The sequence below is a fragment of the Brevibacillus sp. AG genome, assembly GCF_028369215.1.
GTDB lineage: Bacteria > Bacillota > Bacilli > Brevibacillales > Brevibacillaceae > Brevibacillus > Brevibacillus porteri.
Genome location: NZ_JAQMYO010000002.1, coordinates 21,415 through 36,824, shown reverse-complemented (window position 1 = coordinate 36,824; position 15,410 = coordinate 21,415). Strand labels below are relative to the sequence as shown.

18 protein-coding genes are annotated in these 15,410 nt (G+C 48.0%); 4 read left to right on the top strand and 14 right to left on the bottom strand.

Going from position 1 to position 15,410, the window contains the following annotated elements:
* Positions 1-42: 42 nt before the first annotated feature.
* From POF51_RS05335 to POF51_RS05305, 7 genes are all read right to left on the bottom strand, one after another.
* A complete protein-coding gene (locus POF51_RS05335) occupies positions 43-2,112 on the bottom strand; it encodes a YecA family protein (RefSeq protein ID WP_069851430.1) in 2,070 nt (689 codons plus the stop codon).
* Between the two features lie 81 nt (positions 2,113-2,193).
* A complete protein-coding gene (locus POF51_RS05330; protein ID WP_069851432.1) occupies positions 2,194-2,469 on the bottom strand; it encodes a hypothetical protein in 276 nt (91 codons plus the stop codon).
* A complete protein-coding gene (locus tag POF51_RS05325; RefSeq protein ID WP_106835434.1) occupies positions 2,466-3,461 on the bottom strand; it encodes a hypothetical protein in 996 nt (331 codons plus the stop codon). The genes POF51_RS05330 and POF51_RS05325 overlap by 4 nt, the downstream gene beginning before the upstream one ends.
* A gap of 166 nt (positions 3,462-3,627) precedes the next feature.
* Positions 3,628-5,190, bottom strand: coding sequence for a YcdB/YcdC domain-containing protein (locus tag POF51_RS05320; RefSeq protein ID WP_069851436.1), 1,563 nt, complete (start codon positions 5,188-5,190; stop codon positions 3,628-3,630).
* Between the two features lie 123 nt (positions 5,191-5,313).
* Positions 5,314-6,261: a 3'-5' exoribonuclease YhaM family protein gene (locus tag POF51_RS05315; RefSeq protein WP_069851438.1), complete on the bottom strand. Its 948-nt coding sequence runs from the start codon at positions 6,259-6,261 to the stop codon at positions 5,314-5,316.
* A gap of 19 nt (positions 6,262-6,280) precedes the next feature.
* Positions 6,281-6,799: a YkvA family protein gene (locus tag POF51_RS05310; RefSeq protein ID WP_069851440.1), complete on the bottom strand. Its 519-nt coding sequence runs from the start codon at positions 6,797-6,799 to the stop codon at positions 6,281-6,283.
* The gene (locus tag POF51_RS05305) at positions 6,792-7,421 is read right to left on the bottom strand and encodes a DedA family protein (RefSeq protein WP_026043233.1); all 630 of its coding nucleotides are present in this window, start codon (positions 7,419-7,421) and stop codon (positions 6,792-6,794) included. The genes POF51_RS05310 and POF51_RS05305 overlap by 8 nt, the downstream gene beginning before the upstream one ends.
* Before the next feature lie 212 nt (positions 7,422-7,633).
* Here POF51_RS05305 and POF51_RS05300 point away from each other — a divergent pair, with 212 nt between their 5' ends.
* Complete coding sequence (locus POF51_RS05300; RefSeq protein ID WP_069851442.1) at positions 7,634-8,119, top strand: DUF2062 domain-containing protein; 486 nt, start codon at positions 7,634-7,636, stop codon at positions 8,117-8,119.
* A 64-nt stretch (positions 8,120-8,183) separates the two neighbouring features.
* Here POF51_RS05300 and POF51_RS05295 read toward each other — a convergent pair whose 3' ends face one another.
* The 3 genes from POF51_RS05295 to nadE form a co-directional block, all read right to left on the bottom strand.
* On the bottom strand, positions 8,184-8,405 hold the full coding sequence (locus POF51_RS05295) for a hypothetical protein (protein WP_069851444.1): 222 nt from the start codon (positions 8,403-8,405) through the stop codon (positions 8,184-8,186).
* A 64-nt stretch (positions 8,406-8,469) separates the two neighbouring features.
* Positions 8,470-9,294: an MBL fold metallo-hydrolase gene (locus POF51_RS05290; RefSeq protein WP_069851446.1), complete on the bottom strand. Its 825-nt coding sequence runs from the start codon at positions 9,292-9,294 to the stop codon at positions 8,470-8,472.
* Between the two features lie 2 nt (positions 9,295-9,296).
* Positions 9,297-10,049, bottom strand: coding sequence for an NAD(+) synthase (nadE, locus tag POF51_RS05285; protein ID WP_069851448.1), 753 nt, complete (start codon positions 10,047-10,049; stop codon positions 9,297-9,299).
* Positions 10,050-10,181: 132 nt separating this feature from the next.
* On the opposite strand from nadE, the gene map reads away from it, so the two are divergent.
* From map to POF51_RS05270, 3 genes are all read left to right on the top strand, one after another.
* The gene (gene map / locus POF51_RS05280; RefSeq protein WP_069851450.1) at positions 10,182-10,928 is read left to right on the top strand and encodes a type I methionyl aminopeptidase; all 747 of its coding nucleotides are present in this window, start codon (positions 10,182-10,184) and stop codon (positions 10,926-10,928) included.
* 179 nt (positions 10,929-11,107) lie between these two features.
* On the top strand, positions 11,108-12,133 hold the full coding sequence (locus POF51_RS05275) for an LLM class flavin-dependent oxidoreductase (RefSeq protein WP_069851452.1): 1,026 nt from the start codon (positions 11,108-11,110) through the stop codon (positions 12,131-12,133).
* 14 nt (positions 12,134-12,147) lie between these two features.
* Positions 12,148-12,744 carry a TetR/AcrR family transcriptional regulator gene (locus POF51_RS05270; RefSeq protein WP_069851454.1) on the top strand — a complete coding sequence of 199 codons (597 nt, stop codon included), beginning with the start codon at positions 12,148-12,150 and terminating at the stop codon, positions 12,742-12,744.
* Between the two features lie 65 nt (positions 12,745-12,809).
* On the opposite strand, the gene POF51_RS05265 is transcribed toward POF51_RS05270, so the two are convergent.
* The 4 genes from POF51_RS05265 to POF51_RS05250 all read right to left on the bottom strand — a co-directional run bounded on the left by POF51_RS05265 (position 12,810) and on the right by POF51_RS05250 (position 15,403).
* Positions 12,810-12,989, bottom strand: a complete 180-nt coding sequence (locus POF51_RS05265) for a hypothetical protein (protein ID WP_069851456.1) — start codon at positions 12,987-12,989, stop codon at positions 12,810-12,812.
* 149 nt (positions 12,990-13,138) lie between these two features.
* Positions 13,139-13,486, bottom strand: a complete 348-nt coding sequence (locus tag POF51_RS05260; RefSeq protein ID WP_017250375.1) for a PspC domain-containing protein — start codon at positions 13,484-13,486, stop codon at positions 13,139-13,141.
* Positions 13,487-13,602: 116 nt separating this feature from the next.
* On the bottom strand, positions 13,603-14,223 hold the full coding sequence (locus tag POF51_RS05255; RefSeq protein WP_069851458.1) for a flavin reductase family protein: 621 nt from the start codon (positions 14,221-14,223) through the stop codon (positions 13,603-13,605).
* Between the two features lie 19 nt (positions 14,224-14,242).
* Positions 14,243-15,403 carry a homogentisate 1,2-dioxygenase gene (locus POF51_RS05250; RefSeq protein ID WP_069851460.1) on the bottom strand — a complete coding sequence of 387 codons (1,161 nt, stop codon included), beginning with the start codon at positions 15,401-15,403 and terminating at the stop codon, positions 14,243-14,245.
* Positions 15,404-15,410 lie beyond the last annotated feature (7 nt).

Here is a 15,410-nt window from a genome sequence, read left to right as displayed (position 1 = left end):
CCGAGGACACGAATCCTCGGGTTTTTCTTTATGCTAGGGGTTCTAGACTAATACACCTGTTGGTGCGCCCAGCACTTGGGCAATGACTGGTGGATACACTTCAGGCGTACCAAACAGTCTCCAAGTACCGTCCTCACCTTGACCGAACAAGCCATGGATCATCCAATCTGCTGCCAGCATAGCACCCAATTCAGCGCCAATAGACAGCTTGATTGTCTCGCCATTCGCACGTTTTGCCGTACAACCAGATGAAGTGATTTCTTGCACGAGTATGGATTCTTCCGTGACATCTTTGATCGCCACTGGTTTGCTGAAAAGATTTTGAGTCGCTTCCTTTTCCAGCACACCACGCAAGCGATAGGATTCCGGCAATGTTTCCTTCAACTCGGCGAACAATGGCTGCATGACAGGATAAAGCGCGTATGGTCCTTGCTTATCCAGCCACTTGAAGAACGCCGTCAAAACAGACATCAGATTCGTTGCCAACGTTTTGGTCGTTGCGTCTGTGCGCGTGAAAATGTCGTGGACGAAGAAGTATACCAGGTCCTCTCTACGCAACTGCTCCCATGTGAAAGATGGGCCAAACGCTCCTCTGACGAATGAACGGAAGTTGTTCATGACCTCATCGTACTTTTTAACGGTTGCTTCCGACTTGCCTTCGGTCATCTCTTGCACGAAGCGATTGATGTCCGCAAGTCTGTCAGGATGCACGGTGTACACACTCTCCGGCAATCCCTCGATCAACGGACGGCGCAGCAGGTTATGCACATGCAGGCTGTCATTTGACAACGAGAGGCGAGGACGAAGAATGTCCATTCGGATAAAACGAGCCAAGCCTTGTCCGATTTTATGATCCTGTTCCATTTGTTCCATCAGCTTGTGAAGTTTCCCATGCAGCTCCTCGTTTTCTGTAGCCGCAACCAAGAGCGGAGCCAAATCATCGAGCTGTTCATGGGAAGTAACCAGCCATTTTTCGGTAAAATAGGTTTGGACTGCCCACTGCAACACTTTTGGTGGCAAAGTAGGCTGACTCGTGATAAACAGAGTTCCTTTGGACAAACGAGAGCCCGTTGAAGTAAGAACGCGAATCTCCTCTTCGTTCTCAAATGCAAGCAGCAGTAAAAGCTCTGCGACTTCATCTAACTGCGATGCATACCCTTCCAGAATCAGGCTGTCATCCTGCAAAATCACTTCTGCCTGTACTTCGTATAGCTCCAACAAGGCATCCTTTAAATTCGGAAACAAATGCTCTTCCTTGCGTGTCGCATATACCCATGTCTCACGAGCAGCATCCCGTTTTTTCAGCTCGAATGCAGGATTCGACTCGATTACTTTCAGGAGCTGTTTACGATCTGGCATCGCATAGGTACGACGCAGTAGCGATTCTTGCTTCGGTGCTTCCGACTCGCTTGTCGCTCCACCAAATTGAACGATGAAGTGATACAGCTCTGTCGTATAGCTTCTCTTGCTCGTATCTGCCTTCGCAGCTTCTACTTCTGGATGCTGGCGTAACCACTCGAGCAGGCTTTCCTTGACATGTGGCTGCAAGATGATGCTGCCAGAGAAGAGCATATCACGCAGACCTAGATTCAGCAGGCGCCCTACGATCAATTGCCCAGGGACAACATTCAACGTATTGGCACGAAGCAGATAGTGTTTTTCTTCCGATATCGGTTGTTGAACCGTGATGACATCACGATCCACTTCCACGATTTCATAAACGTTCAGGTGCAATCCAGCAAACGCACGGCGAAGATCAGGCTCCATCCGACGTCCATGCTGTTTGATATAGTTCTCAAGCAGCGTGCTTCCACCTGTTTTGACGTCCAATACACACCAGTTGAAGAAATGGGCTGCCCATTCAGGACGTGCGACACTCTCTTGAGTCAAACCTACTTCTTCGGCAAAACGATTCCGCGCTTCTTGAATCGTCTCGCTGGTTACATTTGCGCCGACAAAATGGTTCAGTCTTTCGACCCAGCCAGCGTATTCTTTTTGCAGCTTTTGCTCGTGGCGGCTACGCAGCTCCGTAATGGGAGTGACAACCCCACAGCATTTTTTGTATTTTTTTCCGCTCCCACAAGGGCACAGTTCGTTTCTTCCTACCGACATAGAGGGTTTGGATCTCCTTTCCAGCCCACGCGGCATGCGCGGGGAATCATGCACAATCCCCCTATTTTACCGCATTATTCGTCATGTGTTCAAGTGTTCTCGCTTTGGTTCATGTGCGATACCCACATCCGTGTTGTTGCTTTCCCATTGAACAATAAATTGTTCCAGTCGATTCATCAACCTGACGATGCGCTGCTTCTCGCCCATGCATGCTGAAATAGCAGAGAGCTGGTTCGTGGAAAAAAGCTCTACCACTTCCTGCTCCATTTCTTGAAGGCGAATCCGATAGCCCGCGATAACCTCGCGCAGGATGGCAAATCTCTGCTCTAACCGGATCGTAGCCTCAAGTTTACTCATTGTTGTTCACTGGTCGCCAGCACCTGTTGAATGCCAAGTACGATCTGCTCATGCTTATGTTTCTCTTTCATTAGCACTTCTATAGCTTGCATATTGCTTTGTTGAAAATGAGCGACAACTTCTTGGGACATTTCTTGGTTTCTGGTCTCCAAGCGGTCGATAGCTTCTTGCATCAGTTTTTGTACTTCCTCAAGAACTTGCTGGTTGGTAATGGTAGACATAGTAGCTTCCTCCTTGGTAACTAATAGTTCATGTTGTTCTTCCACCTGATGTAAGGGATTCGCTGGTTCTTCCGATGCAATTTCTTCTGAGACGGACTCGCTGTTTCCTATCGATACAGAAGGGGCAGCAACAGCAACCTCGAGGGCCGCCTGCTCTTCCTTGGAATCTTCGCTACGAGCAATGATGTACATGGTATCACCGTCAATGCGGAAGCGGTCATCTTGCGCAGGGAGAAAAGCAGCATCTGCAGCAATTCCTACTTCCTGCTCCAGAAAATGGACTAATGTGCGAGCAGATACCTGCGTAATGCCATTGTCGCGGCAAAACGCATACACTTGGTCATTGCCCAAAGTCCACTCTGCCAAAAACCACCTGCTGTCGCCTTGATATTGCACAAAGCGAGGATCGCGTTCCAATTGCAACATACGAAGAATCTGATTCCAGCCAAACTGCGTTTGACGACGCAGCTCTGCGACAATTTGCTCAAGCTTTTTTGGTGTTTGGCTATCGCGTAAATAGCGATGAGCCAAGTCGTACACTTGATGCGGCTGGTGAGTGACCTCTACGATCGCCTCTGAACTTCCAACTCGCACTGGAGACTGCTCCATGTTCAACACTTTATCCAGTATTGTCTTGCAGTCCAGATCCAAAAAAGCATTCAGCTCATTCGCTTCCATCCGGGAGCAGATCTCCGTACGTGGAAGGGAGCGCTCACCGGGCCGGAATACCTTTTTTACAATACTTGGTAGGGTATAAGTTGGCCGTTTCATTGCACTTTCTCCTTCTCGTGTTCGGCATTGTTTGCCAAATCAAATGGGAATCAAGAAGATATTCTACAAAAAGAAAAAAAATCCTACCTGACTTGAAGTGTTTATGAATTCCGATAATGATGAAAAGGAAAACCCGACACGGCTTCTACACCATGTCGGGTAATGCTTAGTCGGACGCTTTCCATTCCAGCCAGGTTTCTTCCACTGCACCCGTTGCAGCATCGATCTGCAAAGACTTGGCATCGTCCGTCGGTAAATAGGCCAGCTCTGGCAGTTTCGCTGAATGTGTACCTACCTTCGGATACCAGTATGCCAAGCGTAGATTTGCTTCTTTGACATACGCATCCTTTGCTTTCTCATCCTTGACAATACCGTCTTTACTGATGGTAGCAGGCATGGACGGCAGGTCATTTACTTGAACAAGGACTACATTACCCTTCTTTGCGTCCACTTCCATGTAAAACAGTGGTCTCTTCGTAGGGATACCGTCAATCTCAGGATGAAAAGCAAAGCTACTGATCGGCCGCACCAAATTTTGATCCGCCCAACCCGGCAGATTTTCTATAAGACTCGTCTCCTTTACGGAGAAAGCTTGTTCTTTGGACAATAAGTATTTCTCCACAAATTGTACTGCGATGTCTTTTGCCTCATCATGCGTGAGCGGCTTCTCAAGCTCCTTTTCTACGGAACCGTCCAGCTTGAATTCAATGGGTGATTTTGTTTTACGGTCGAGAGTAATCCACGCACTTTGATACGAGCTCGCATTCCATTCATGACGATCGATGTCACTGTTTTTATACTTTTTGTCTTCTTTTACATTTTTGTACGTGCGCTGATTCAGCTTCAGTCCAAAATCCTTCTCGAGCATCTGCTCCATTTTTTTCGTATCTCGCCAGATGCCCATGTCTGCTGTTCCTTTGATTTTCATCGTCTCATTCGTTGTTTTATACACAGACGGAACTTCTTCACCAGACAGAGCATCTATCGTTGGCAATTGGTCGGGCACGTAAACAAGCTTGCCCGCTGACTCATCGTAGACCAGTTCCATGGATACCTTGTCTTGCCACTCCTTCGTTGCCTTTTCGAGTGGTACAGCTTTACTTGGGTCCGCTACTTCTGCTGGGGTAGGAAGCTTTACCTTATCTTGCTGAAAATCGACAACCTGGCCCTTTGCATCAACCATGACCCGCGCTGTCTCTTTGTCCACCCACGTATTGTTCAACTGTGGGTAGACACTGACGACTGCCAGATGATCCAGCTCTGACGCACGATCGAAAGAGAGCGTCGCTTGCGGGGAAATAACATGGTTAACCGCTATGTAATTTCGAATAAAATCGACAGCCTTTTGATAGGCTTCCTTTTTATTGATTTTAGTTGTTTTGTCCCGATTCACATCATGCAGGACAAATCTGGTTATATCTCCCTCTGCATTCGTGGAGATATTGAGCGTCGTATTCGTAGTAATGATACTCTTTCGATCCGAGAGATTAATGACATACCCCGAGTTGCTTGTCCCTCCGTATGAGTCCACATGAAGGTCTTTCATGAGAGGCACATAGTCCTCTTTCAATTCTGTTAACAAGTGGACGATGTCTTCTGGCAACTGAATGGGTTCCAGACTTGATTTGCCATCATACGCATAGGAAGACAACGGATGCAGAAGTGCCACTGGTGTCGTGACCATGCTGACTGCCAACACAAACATGGCAGCTCTGTTTCGCTTTTTCACGAGAATACCTCCTATTTACAAGCCATTACTGTTAAGACGAGCTTCCTTCAAAAACGTTTCTGATTTATCTAAAAAAAGCCAACTGCTTCGTTTTGCTTAGCAGTTGGCTTTTTGTTCCATGAATTAATACCCGCGCCAGACTTTTCGTCTAAGCACGCCAGCGTACGCCCATTCCTCTTCTTCCGTCATGTCCGCTAGTGTTTGGCTCAAAGCGTTCATTTTGCTGTCGATCTGGTCCAGGTAATGGAACATGACAGCTGTTGGCGTTTTTCCAGATACAGCACTGCCCCAGCCGTTCTCTACCTCTCCATGATGACTCAAAATGCAATGCTTCAAGTGCAGAACCTCCGCGTCCCCTAAAGCAATATCTAGCTTGCGGCAAATGCCACTCACCATCTCGACTCCCATGACCAGGTGACCAATTAACTGACCTGGCGTGGTGTAATCCGGTGCGATGGGATCAGATAGCTCGTACAGTTTTCCAATATCGTGCAAAATACAAGTCGCAATCAGTACATCCCTGTCTACTTGTGGATAAAGTGGCAAGAGGCTCTGTGCCGCCGTCAACAGAGAGACAATATGCTCGAGCAAACCATGATAATAGTTGTGGTGCATGCGAACACCAGCCGGATAATGGCGAAGGCGGTCCTGAATCTCCTCTGTTGCCAGCGCTTCTTGAATAATGGCCTTGAGCGTGGCACTCTGCAGGCTGTCGACTGCATGGGTAAGCTTTGTCCACAGTTCATCTACTGGAAATGGAGAGATCGGAATGAGCGACTCCATCTGAACTTCGTCTGATGCGGCAGCCGGTCTGATCCGCTGAATCACCAGTTGCTTTTTCCCACGATACACTTGGACGGCAGCGTCGATCTTCACGACAGCCTTGACGTTGATCCATTCCTTCATTTCTGCATTGACATCCCATAGCTTTGCCGTGATCGTTCCGGAGCGATCTCCCAGCTCCAAATTCAAGTATTCACTCTGGTTACTCGCTACGCCAGCTTCCTTGCTTTTAATCAGGCAAAAAGCGACAACACGCTCTCCCTCTTGATAATCCATTAAATATTTCATCTATTTGTCCCATCCTAGCTTATTTTTTTCGGAACAGGGTTTCTTCCAGCTTTTTCACTATTTTCTTGCCGACTAAATCATCCGCTGATCGAACTACCTTCGTAATGACAGCCAAGAGGTCTTCTTCGCCATTCCAATGCTCACGTACAATCGATTCATCGATGTCCACCAAAATCTTGCGCAAAGCATAAACGGCCAAAATGACGTCGTCCACAAGCCCGAATCCGCCGACTAATACCTCCGGAATAAAATCAACTGGGGTAATGAAGTAGGCAACCGCTACACCCGCTAACGCTTTTGATTGAACACCTACGCGCTTGTCCAGCATAAGGCGGGCCAAGAGAACAAACAAATCAGGTGCAAGCAATATAAAGTTGGCTACTGAATCATTGACTCCCTTGTCTCTAATGAACGCTTCGATTTTGTCACGCAATTTATCATAAAATCGCTGATGTTTTTCCGGTAATACTACAGGAACCAGTTCGGTTGGCTTCTGAACCACAGGCAGTAGATTTTCTTTGCGGTTTTCTTCACTCATTCTGATCCCTCCGTAATTGCTTTTTTACATTCTTCTTGTGTCTGAAATACGACCAGGTTGCGATCAATGCGAGCAAAGCGATAAAGAAAATCGCGAGGTTACGAGCAATCAAATCAAACAGCTCATCCCAGCGTTCTCCTAATTGCCAGCCAAGCGTCACAAAAAGCAAGCTCCAAAACAGCCCACCCAAATAGGTATAAAGCATGAAAGTCGGAAATGGCAATCGCGTGATCCCCGCAAAATAGGCCGTAAACTGACGAACACCAGGGATGAAATAGCCTAGCGGAAGCGCCCATTTGCCGACGCGATTAAACCACTCTTCCGTTTTTTTGTAAACGGTATAGCCCATCCCTAGTCGTTTCCCATATCGTTCGAGAAAAGGGTAACCTAACGTTCTGCCGATCCAATATGCCACCGTCATCGCTGTAACGGAGCCGAGAAAGCAGACGAAAAAAGTAGGCCAAAATTGCAATTTTCCCGTTGAGACAAGAAATCCAGAAAAAACGAGCAGCGTTTCTTCAGGTAAGGGCATCCCCAAAATTCCTAGAAAGAACAATCCAAACAAGGCGCCATACCCATATTGCGTAATATAGTCACTAAAGGTTCCCATTACATCTGCCACGAATGTCACCACTTTTCCAGCAAGCTGCCCTCTTCCATTATGCCAAAAGAAAGGCGCATTCACAAACCAGAGCTCGTATGGCAACTATTAATTTTTGCCAACTTGGAGATACTCTACAGCATCAAACAAAAAACAAATCCAGCTTCACCATTCGCCTTACCCTTAGGGGATATTACAGACAAATGACTTGGGACAAACGAGGGATAGCACGGATGTGGAAAAAAACATATCGAAAGCTAAAATTCCAATATTACAAGGTGCTGAGAATGAAAGGGGCTCCAGCTTTTGTCGCCCGCGGATTTTCGCTCGGAATCTTCATCGAGTTCATTACCCTACCTACTTTTGGCCTCGCATTTTTGTTTCTTTTCCCACTTTGCAAGCTGTTTCGCGCCAGCTTGCCCGCTGCTTTGGTTGCGTTTGTCATCGGAAAGCTCATCTTACCGCTTTTCATCCTTTTCAATTACAATATTGGATACGTGTTGATTGGCAAACCGTTACAAGGGCATTTGATCCATCACGAGCCTGGGATGGAATGGCTTGTCTGGGTGAAAGAAAAAGGACTTGTCTATTTTACCGGGAGTGCCATCATGGGGCTGATTGTCGCTTTCGCGAGCTACTTTCTCGTCTTAACTGGCCTTCAATTGTATCGTCGCAAGAAATTGCGGCGCTCATTTCCTGAGGAAAGCCCTACCCCTTAATCGCTCGAACGAAAAAGACCGGTCCGACAATCGAATGTCAGTCCGGTCTTTTTTGCTCGCAAAGTTATGCAAAGTAGCCTTTATCCTGCAGATACTCCATGATTTCGGCAACAGTTTTGTCTTCGTTCAAGAGCTCTACGGTTACTTCCACTTGCTCTGGGGACAAACCGTTCGCTCCGAGGCTTTCCTTGATCAACACGTCGTTAGGGCGACGAAAGTACGTTTGCAACGTACGCTTCACACGTCCTTCCAGACTTGTTCTCAGCATCAATTCAGTTGTAGACATCTGTTCCACCTCTTTCCTAGAAAGATTTGCGTAACCCCTATTATCTTATAAAACCGTGGAATAATCAACCTTTCTGCGAAATAGCTTCCTTGTATAGTTGATCCCGGTTTTGGTCATGAAAAGAACGGAGATGTTCATCGATCGATACACCATCATACGTCAGTTGGGAAAACTGTTCTTTGAGTACGTCTTCCCCTACGTTATTGGCGATACCCTCGAAAACAACCGCACGTGCATCCAACAAATACTGGCGATCCCGTTCTATCCGGTGCAGGATTTCCTCGCGTCCTTTTGCAGGTACTCCGTGTCCAGGAATGACTTCTTCCACTTCTCCTTGAAGGACCAACCGCTCGATTTTTTCCAGGCTCTCCAAATAGGCACTGCTATCATCAATAAACGGGAACTCCAAATTGGATAGCATGTCACCGACAACAAGCAGCCTCTGCTCCCGGAACAAGGTCCCCATCTGATCGGGTGTATGTCCTGGTACAGGCAAGAAAAAGACTTCCTGCCAATCCTGTGCATCCTCTACTAATTTCGCGAATGTCGGCATTCCTACTTCATACGATCTGACCACGTAATACGACCCGTCAAACCGTTTTGCCTTGTTCAGCTTCTTTTCGATCCGTCCAGCGGTGAGGATTTCCTTTTGTGCAATGACTGTGGCATCTGGAAATTTGCCAACTCCGACAACATGATCCCAATCTCCGTGAGTCAGGACGAGAATAAGCTCCCTTCCATTCCTCTCACTTTGCACATAATCAGCAATCGCCTCTATCTCATGGGGAAAATAGGCCGGATCAAACAAGAAGAGACGTTGCTCGGTTGATACAATTGCACTGGTCGTTTGCCACAGACAACTTGTAAACAGCTTGTAGGATTGTGTCATATTTATATGCCTGGCATGATGTTGCGCTTATGCTCAGAGATTCGATGTAGGTAATCAATGCGTTCTTTGGCTTCCGGTCGAGTTTCCCCTGTAATCAGCAAACGATCCAGATCCTCATAGGTGAAGCCCATCTCTTGTTCATCCGTCTGCCCTTCCCACAAATCGGCTGAAGGTGGCTTCGTAATGATCTCTCCAGGCACCCCGAGCTCAGCTGCGAGTATTCGCATCTCATGCTTCGTCAGGCTTGCTACTGGATTAAAGTCGGCAAGACCGTCTCCGCCTTTTGTCATATAACCAACATGAATCTCGCTGAGGTTGCACGTATCCGCTACCAAGTATCCTTTTTGGTTAGCGATGGCGTACAACACTGTCATGCGCAAACGAGCCTTTGTATTTCCCTTTGTTTTGTCATCAAGCCCAAGTACACCTTCAATAGCAGGAACCAAAGCGTCGTAGGCAGGCCCTACATCTACCGTATGCAAATTCAAGCCAATCGCTTCAGCAAGTCGCTTGGAATCTGTTTCATGAAGGGTTTGCGAGTAAGCAGGCAGCCAAACGCCAATAACGCGTTCAGAGCCTAAAGCACGAACACACAGCGCTGCCGTAACCGCACTGTCAATCCCACCAGAAATACCGACGACTGCACCGCCGAGGCCATTTCCGTCTATTTGCTCACGAATAAAGGCAATACGTTTTTCCACGTCTTCTTTTACATGAATCTGGTAGTTCGCCAGATGTTCTTGAAACTTGTCCACGCTACCTACCCCCAGGGTTGATTATTTCTCCCTCATCCTACCATGCCGTTTTCGGTGTGGCAATTGGCGCAGAACGGGACTACACTATATACTATAAAGAGTTCTTGACTAACGAGGAGAAGGAGAGAGTCGATGATTATCCTCAAGACACCTGAAGAAATTGAACTCATGCATGCAGCAGGCAAAGTTTTGGCTGCTTGTCATCGTGAGATTGCCAAGATGATTCGTCCAGGTATTTCTACCTGGGAGATTGATCAATTCGCAGAAGAATTTTTGGCTAAAAATGGCGCGACCCCCGAGCAAAAAGGGTTTCATGGATATCCCTATGCCACATGCGGTTCAGTAAATGATGTCATCTGCCATGGCTTCCCGAAAAAAGAGCCTCTGCGTGATGGCGATATCGTGACAATCGATATGGTTGTTCGCAAAAATGGTTGGCTGGCTGACTCCGCTTGGTCTTATGAAGTGGGAACAGTGTCCCCAGAAGCGAAAAGACTGCTGGAAGTCACTGAAAAATCGCTGTATCTCGGTATTGAGCAAGCTGTTGTAGGCAATCGAATCGGCGACATTTCCCACGCCATCCAAACGTATGCGCAAGCACAAGGCTATTCCGTCGTGCGCGATTTTACCGGACATGGAATCGGTCAGGAAATGCATGAGGAGCCATTCGTTCCTCACTTTGGCCCTCCTGGCAGAGGACAACGCCTTAAAGAAGGCATGGTCATTACCATTGAGCCTATGCTAAACATCGGGACGTACCATGCGACTGTCGATGAAGATGGTTGGACAGCACGTACACGCGATGGGAAGCTGTCCGCTCAATACGAGCACACCCTCGCTATTACCGCGGATGGACCTGTTATCTTAACAAAACAATAAGGATGTACGAAGAGCCCTTGCATTGTCAGGGCTCTTTCTTTTTCTCCCAATGTGCTCGGTCGCACATCCAATCGTTGACATCCCTTCTGCCGCTCCGTATGATGCAAGTACGCTTTGTTACTATTCAGTAACAAACTTATCCGACCAGCAACTGCTAAGCACAAGGAGGGTTCCATCCCATGTCCGATACAATCTCATCTAAGCAACTACGAGATATCCCATTGTCCGTTCTCGATTTAGCACCCATTACAGAAGGCAGCAACGCTGCTGAATCGTACAAAAACAGTCTCAATTTGGCGCGGCAGGTGGAAAAATGGGGCTTTACTCGTTATTGGCTCGCCGAACACCACGCAATGCCTAGCGTAGCCAGCTCTGCCACCTCCGTTCTCATCGGTTACATTGCCGGTGGCACCAGCAAAATCCGTGTAGGCTCAGGCGGTATTATGCTGCCCAATCATGCTCCACTCGTAATCGCCGAGCAATTCGGGACACTGGAGTCCCTCTATCCAGGCCGGATCGACTTAGGTCTTGGACGCGCACCCGGGGCGGACCAACGAACATCACGAGCGCTACGCCGCGATTTGCGGATTGGTGGAGAGGATTTCCCGGAGTTATTGGAGGAGCTGCGTGAATATCTTCGTCCACGAACTAGCGAGTCGGCATCAGCTATCCGCGCTATCCCTGGTGAAGGTCTGAACATCCCGATCTGGCTACTCGGTTCCAGTGATTTCTCAGCGAGACTGGCGGGCATGCTCGGATTGCCGTTTGCTTTTGCTGGACATTTTTCGCCGAACTTCACCTTGCCTGCATTGCAGACGTATCGCCATTGTTTCCGTCCATCGGAAGTGCTGGATCAGCCATATGCCATGGTTGGCGTCAATGTGATGGCAGCCGATACCGATGAGCTCGCGAATCGACTGGCCACCTCCCATTACCAGGCATTTCTAAATCTCGTCCGCGGCGATCTCAAGCCTATCCAACCACCTGTGGACAATATGGATGAGCTATGGAGCGAATTCGAAAAACTGTCTGTCCAAGCACAGCTGCGTTCTTCCATCATCGGTAGCCCTGCTACCGTGAAAAGCAAACTACAAGAGTTGCTCGATGCTACAGGCGCAGATGAGCTCATGATTACGACGCAAATGTACCACCATGCCGATCGTGTGCGCTCTTTTGAAATTGTCTCCGACGTCTGGAAGTCCTAAATGGGGGATGGAATATGACGGAAGCAAAACGGCCTCGCGTACCTCGGGAAAAAGCACAAGAGATCATATTGAACGCTGCTGAAGAATTGTTTTATCAAGAAGGGATCCATGCCGTCAGTGTAGACGCCATCGTCGAGCGTGCCGGAATGAATAAAATGAGCGTCTATCGGCAGTTTTCCTCGAAAACGGACCTGATTCTCGCCTACATGACCCGAAAGCAAGACGTTTTTTGGCAAGAGTGGGAAGAGAGCATCGCCAAACATCCCAATCGGCCACGAGAGCAACTCATTCAGTTTTTTGCTGATCTGGCTGAGCGGGCAACCAACGAGCAATTTCGCGGCTGTTGTTTTATCAATGTAGCTGTCGAGTTTCCTGATCCGGTTCATCCTGTTCGCGAGTTGGTCTGCTCCCATCAGAAACGAATACGTGACGCTTTTTTGGACCGCACGACTGCCCTTGGCACTGCGAATCCATGTGAGCTGGCCTATACACTTATCTTGTTGATGGAAGGTACTTACGCGGATAGCCAGACGTACGGAACCGACAGTGCAGCGATCCGCATGGTTCCTGCCATCGTAGAAAAAGTTTTGGACCAAGCGCTTCACAATTAAAAAAGTGGCTCCCTGCCTTCTTCGGGCAGTTGCCACTTCCTCTTTTTGTCGCTCATACAGCTGTTTTAGCGCTGGGTACTGGTCGCATACTTTTCTTGTTTCGTCGTCATCGCTTCTAATTCTTTGACGTCTTGTTCCAAGTCACAGATGTCTTCTTCAATCAGTTTTTTCAGATGTTGCTTTTCCCGCAGGATTTTGCGGGTTTGCTCCAAACGCTGATTCAAATCGAACACGCCGAGATACACTGCTTTTCCCTCCCTATGTAGGTTTTCCACCTTACATGTTATGCAGCAATCACCAGAAGTTGCTGACCATTTTTTTGTAGGGTCAAAATAGGTAAAAGTGAAAAGAGACTTCCCATGAGCGTAAAGCCCTGGAAGTCTCTTTATTTGCTTTAAAGTCCTTTGTATTTGCCCAATTCTTCACGTAGGCGATACACTTCCTGTACCAAAGCACGCTTCTCCAGACGGTCAATCTCCTGATCCAAATCGTTCATTCGTGCATGTCCACTATATGGGGCATCATGCATCGGGAAACCGTCAGAAGCGTATGACCACTGCGGTTCCTTTGGCATGATCATCGCCATCAGCAAGTAAAGCAAAATCGGTACTCCTGTAAAAACAGTGAGAACGACAACTCCTACACGTACCAGCGTAGAGTCAATGCGTAAGAATTGCGCAATCCCACCACAAACTCCAAATAACCGTTTATCATGAGAACGGTATAGTCGTCTTTCCATCATTGCATTCCACCCTCTCTACAGTATCCGCTTGCCTTGTATCTACAGGATACCCGATAGGCGATTCCGGTAAAATGGTCCGTAGAGGGATTTGTCCTCCGTCGCTGGACGGAGATCAATCATTTGGCAGGCGGCTCATAAATGGGGCGGGGACGATCAAACTGTTCTCCCAGAGTCGCATACGTATGGCCCGCTAATCTGCTAACGGGTGCAAACGCTGCGGCATCAATCCTTCCTGCATGATACAGCTCATCCGCTACATGTACATGCACCACTTCCCCGATAATCAAATCCGAAGTCGTCGGACTACCTAATTCCACAATCTGATGCAGCTTGCACTCAAAATGGATGCGGGATGCACGCAGTCTCGGCACCTTGACGAGAACAGATGGGGCGACTTCCAGCCCCAATGCCTCTACTTCACTGGTCTCTGGCGGATAATCAGCAGAAGTCTGATTGACTGCATCCACATTGTGTACGTCCACCATATTGACCACGAATTCTCCCGTTTGCATGATGTTTAGAGCCGTATCTTTTGGGACACTACCCGGCTTGCGCATGACGGCAACCGAAACCATCATCGGTTCAATACTAGCGACATTAAAATAACTGAAAGGAGCGGCATTGACGATGCCTCCCTCCCCTAACGAAGTGACCCAAGCGATCGGCCTCGGGACGATACATCCGATCAAGAGCTTGTATTTTTCCTGCCGTTCAATCTCGTGAATGGCGATTTCCATTGCGTTTTTACACCTCTTCCTATTCCTGTGGTGGCAACCAGCTTGACATGTATGCCTCATCCTCAATTTGCAACGCTTGCTTTGTAACGTGAAGCGGGTGGAATGTGTCCAGCATGACAGCCAGCTCTTGCGTTTCTTTTTTCCCAATGCTCGCCTCTACCTTGCCTGGATGCGGCCCGTGAGGAATCCCCATTGGATGCAGAGTGATCGAACCCTCGTAAATACCTTTTCTACTCATAAAATTGCCATCTACGTAGTATAACACCTCATCACTTTCTACATTACTGTGGTAGTAAGGCGCAGGGATCGCTTGCGGATGATAATCGTACATCCGCGGAACGAACGAGCAGATGACAAAGTTTTGACCGGCAAAGGTTTGATGTACAGGTGGCGGTTGATGTATGCGTCCAGTAATCGGTTCAAAATCATGAACACTCAATGCATATGGGTACAAATAACCGTCCCAGCCAACGACATCAAACGGATGGAAGTCAAAGAAGTAGCTGTAGACCACGGATTGGCGTTTTACGCGCACCTCGAAGTCTCCACTTTCCACATGCGTCACCAATTTTTCCGGCAAACGAATATCGCGTTCACAAAACGGCGAATGTTCCAACAATTGACCATATTCGTTGCGATATCGCTTTGGTGGTACGATCTCATTTTGGGACTCAATGACGAGGAAACGACTCTGCACAGAAGGTACAATCCGGTAGGTCGTGCCGATCGGAATAACGAGGTAGTCGCCCGGCTTGTAAGTGAGTGTACCGAAAATCGTTTGCAGCTCTCCCTCTCCTTGATGGACAAAGACAACTTCATCCCCATCCGCATTGCGATAAAAGTAATCCATCGGCTCTGTTGGTGCGCATACTGCCATGACGACGTCGTTATTTCCTAGCATGTATCGACGTCCGAAAATCGGGTCCCCTCCCGGCTGAACATCAAACGTTTTAAAATGCTGATGCTTCAAATCAACCTGCTCCACATATTCCAAGCGGACGTCTGCGTATTTGCGCGTCTCCCTCACTTGAGTAGGCGGATTGTGGTGATACAGAATGGATTGAATTCCGGAAAACCCTTTGGTTCCCATCACTTGCTCGCGGTACAGTCCCCCATCCGGCTTGTAAAACGCCGTATGCCGCTTTTGTGGAACTTCCCCCATTCGTTGATAAAAAGCCATACGTTCC

Bases quoted from the DNA above. Each gene is read 5' to 3' on its own strand.
- map (WP_069851450.1), top strand. From the start codon at position 10,182: ATGATTATCCTCAAGACACCTGAAGAAATTGAACTCATGCATGCAGCA.
- POF51_RS05330 (WP_069851432.1), bottom strand. From the start codon at position 2,469: ATGAGTAAACTTGAGGCTACGATCCGGTTAGAGCAGAGATTTGCCATC.
- POF51_RS05250 (WP_069851460.1), bottom strand. From the start codon at position 15,403: ATGGCTTTTTATCAACGAATGGGGGAAGTTCCACAAAAGCGGCATACG.
- POF51_RS05260 (WP_017250375.1), bottom strand. From the start codon at position 13,486: ATGATGGAAAGACGACTATACCGTTCTCATGATAAACGGTTATTTGGA.
- POF51_RS05295 (WP_069851444.1), bottom strand. From the start codon at position 8,405: ATGTCTACAACTGAATTGATGCTGAGAACAAGTCTGGAAGGACGTGTG.
- POF51_RS05255 (WP_069851458.1), bottom strand. From the start codon at position 14,223: ATGGAAATCGCCATTCACGAGATTGAACGGCAGGAAAAATACAAGCTC.
- POF51_RS05300 (WP_069851442.1), top strand. From the start codon at position 7,634: ATGTGGAAAAAAACATATCGAAAGCTAAAATTCCAATATTACAAGGTG.
- POF51_RS05335 (WP_069851430.1), bottom strand. From the start codon at position 2,112: ATGTCGGTAGGAAGAAACGAACTGTGCCCTTGTGGGAGCGGAAAAAAA.
- POF51_RS05290 (WP_069851446.1), bottom strand. From the start codon at position 9,294: ATGACACAATCCTACAAGCTGTTTACAAGTTGTCTGTGGCAAACGACC.
- POF51_RS05270 (WP_069851454.1), top strand. From the start codon at position 12,148: ATGACGGAAGCAAAACGGCCTCGCGTACCTCGGGAAAAAGCACAAGAG.
- POF51_RS05310 (WP_069851440.1), bottom strand. From the start codon at position 6,799: ATGAGTGAAGAAAACCGCAAAGAAAATCTACTGCCTGTGGTTCAGAAG.
- POF51_RS05315 (WP_069851438.1), bottom strand. From the start codon at position 6,261: ATGAAATATTTAATGGATTATCAAGAGGGAGAGCGTGTTGTCGCTTTT.
- POF51_RS05325 (WP_106835434.1), bottom strand. From the start codon at position 3,461: ATGAAACGGCCAACTTATACCCTACCAAGTATTGTAAAAAAGGTATTC.
- POF51_RS05275 (WP_069851452.1), top strand. From the start codon at position 11,108: ATGTCCGATACAATCTCATCTAAGCAACTACGAGATATCCCATTGTCC.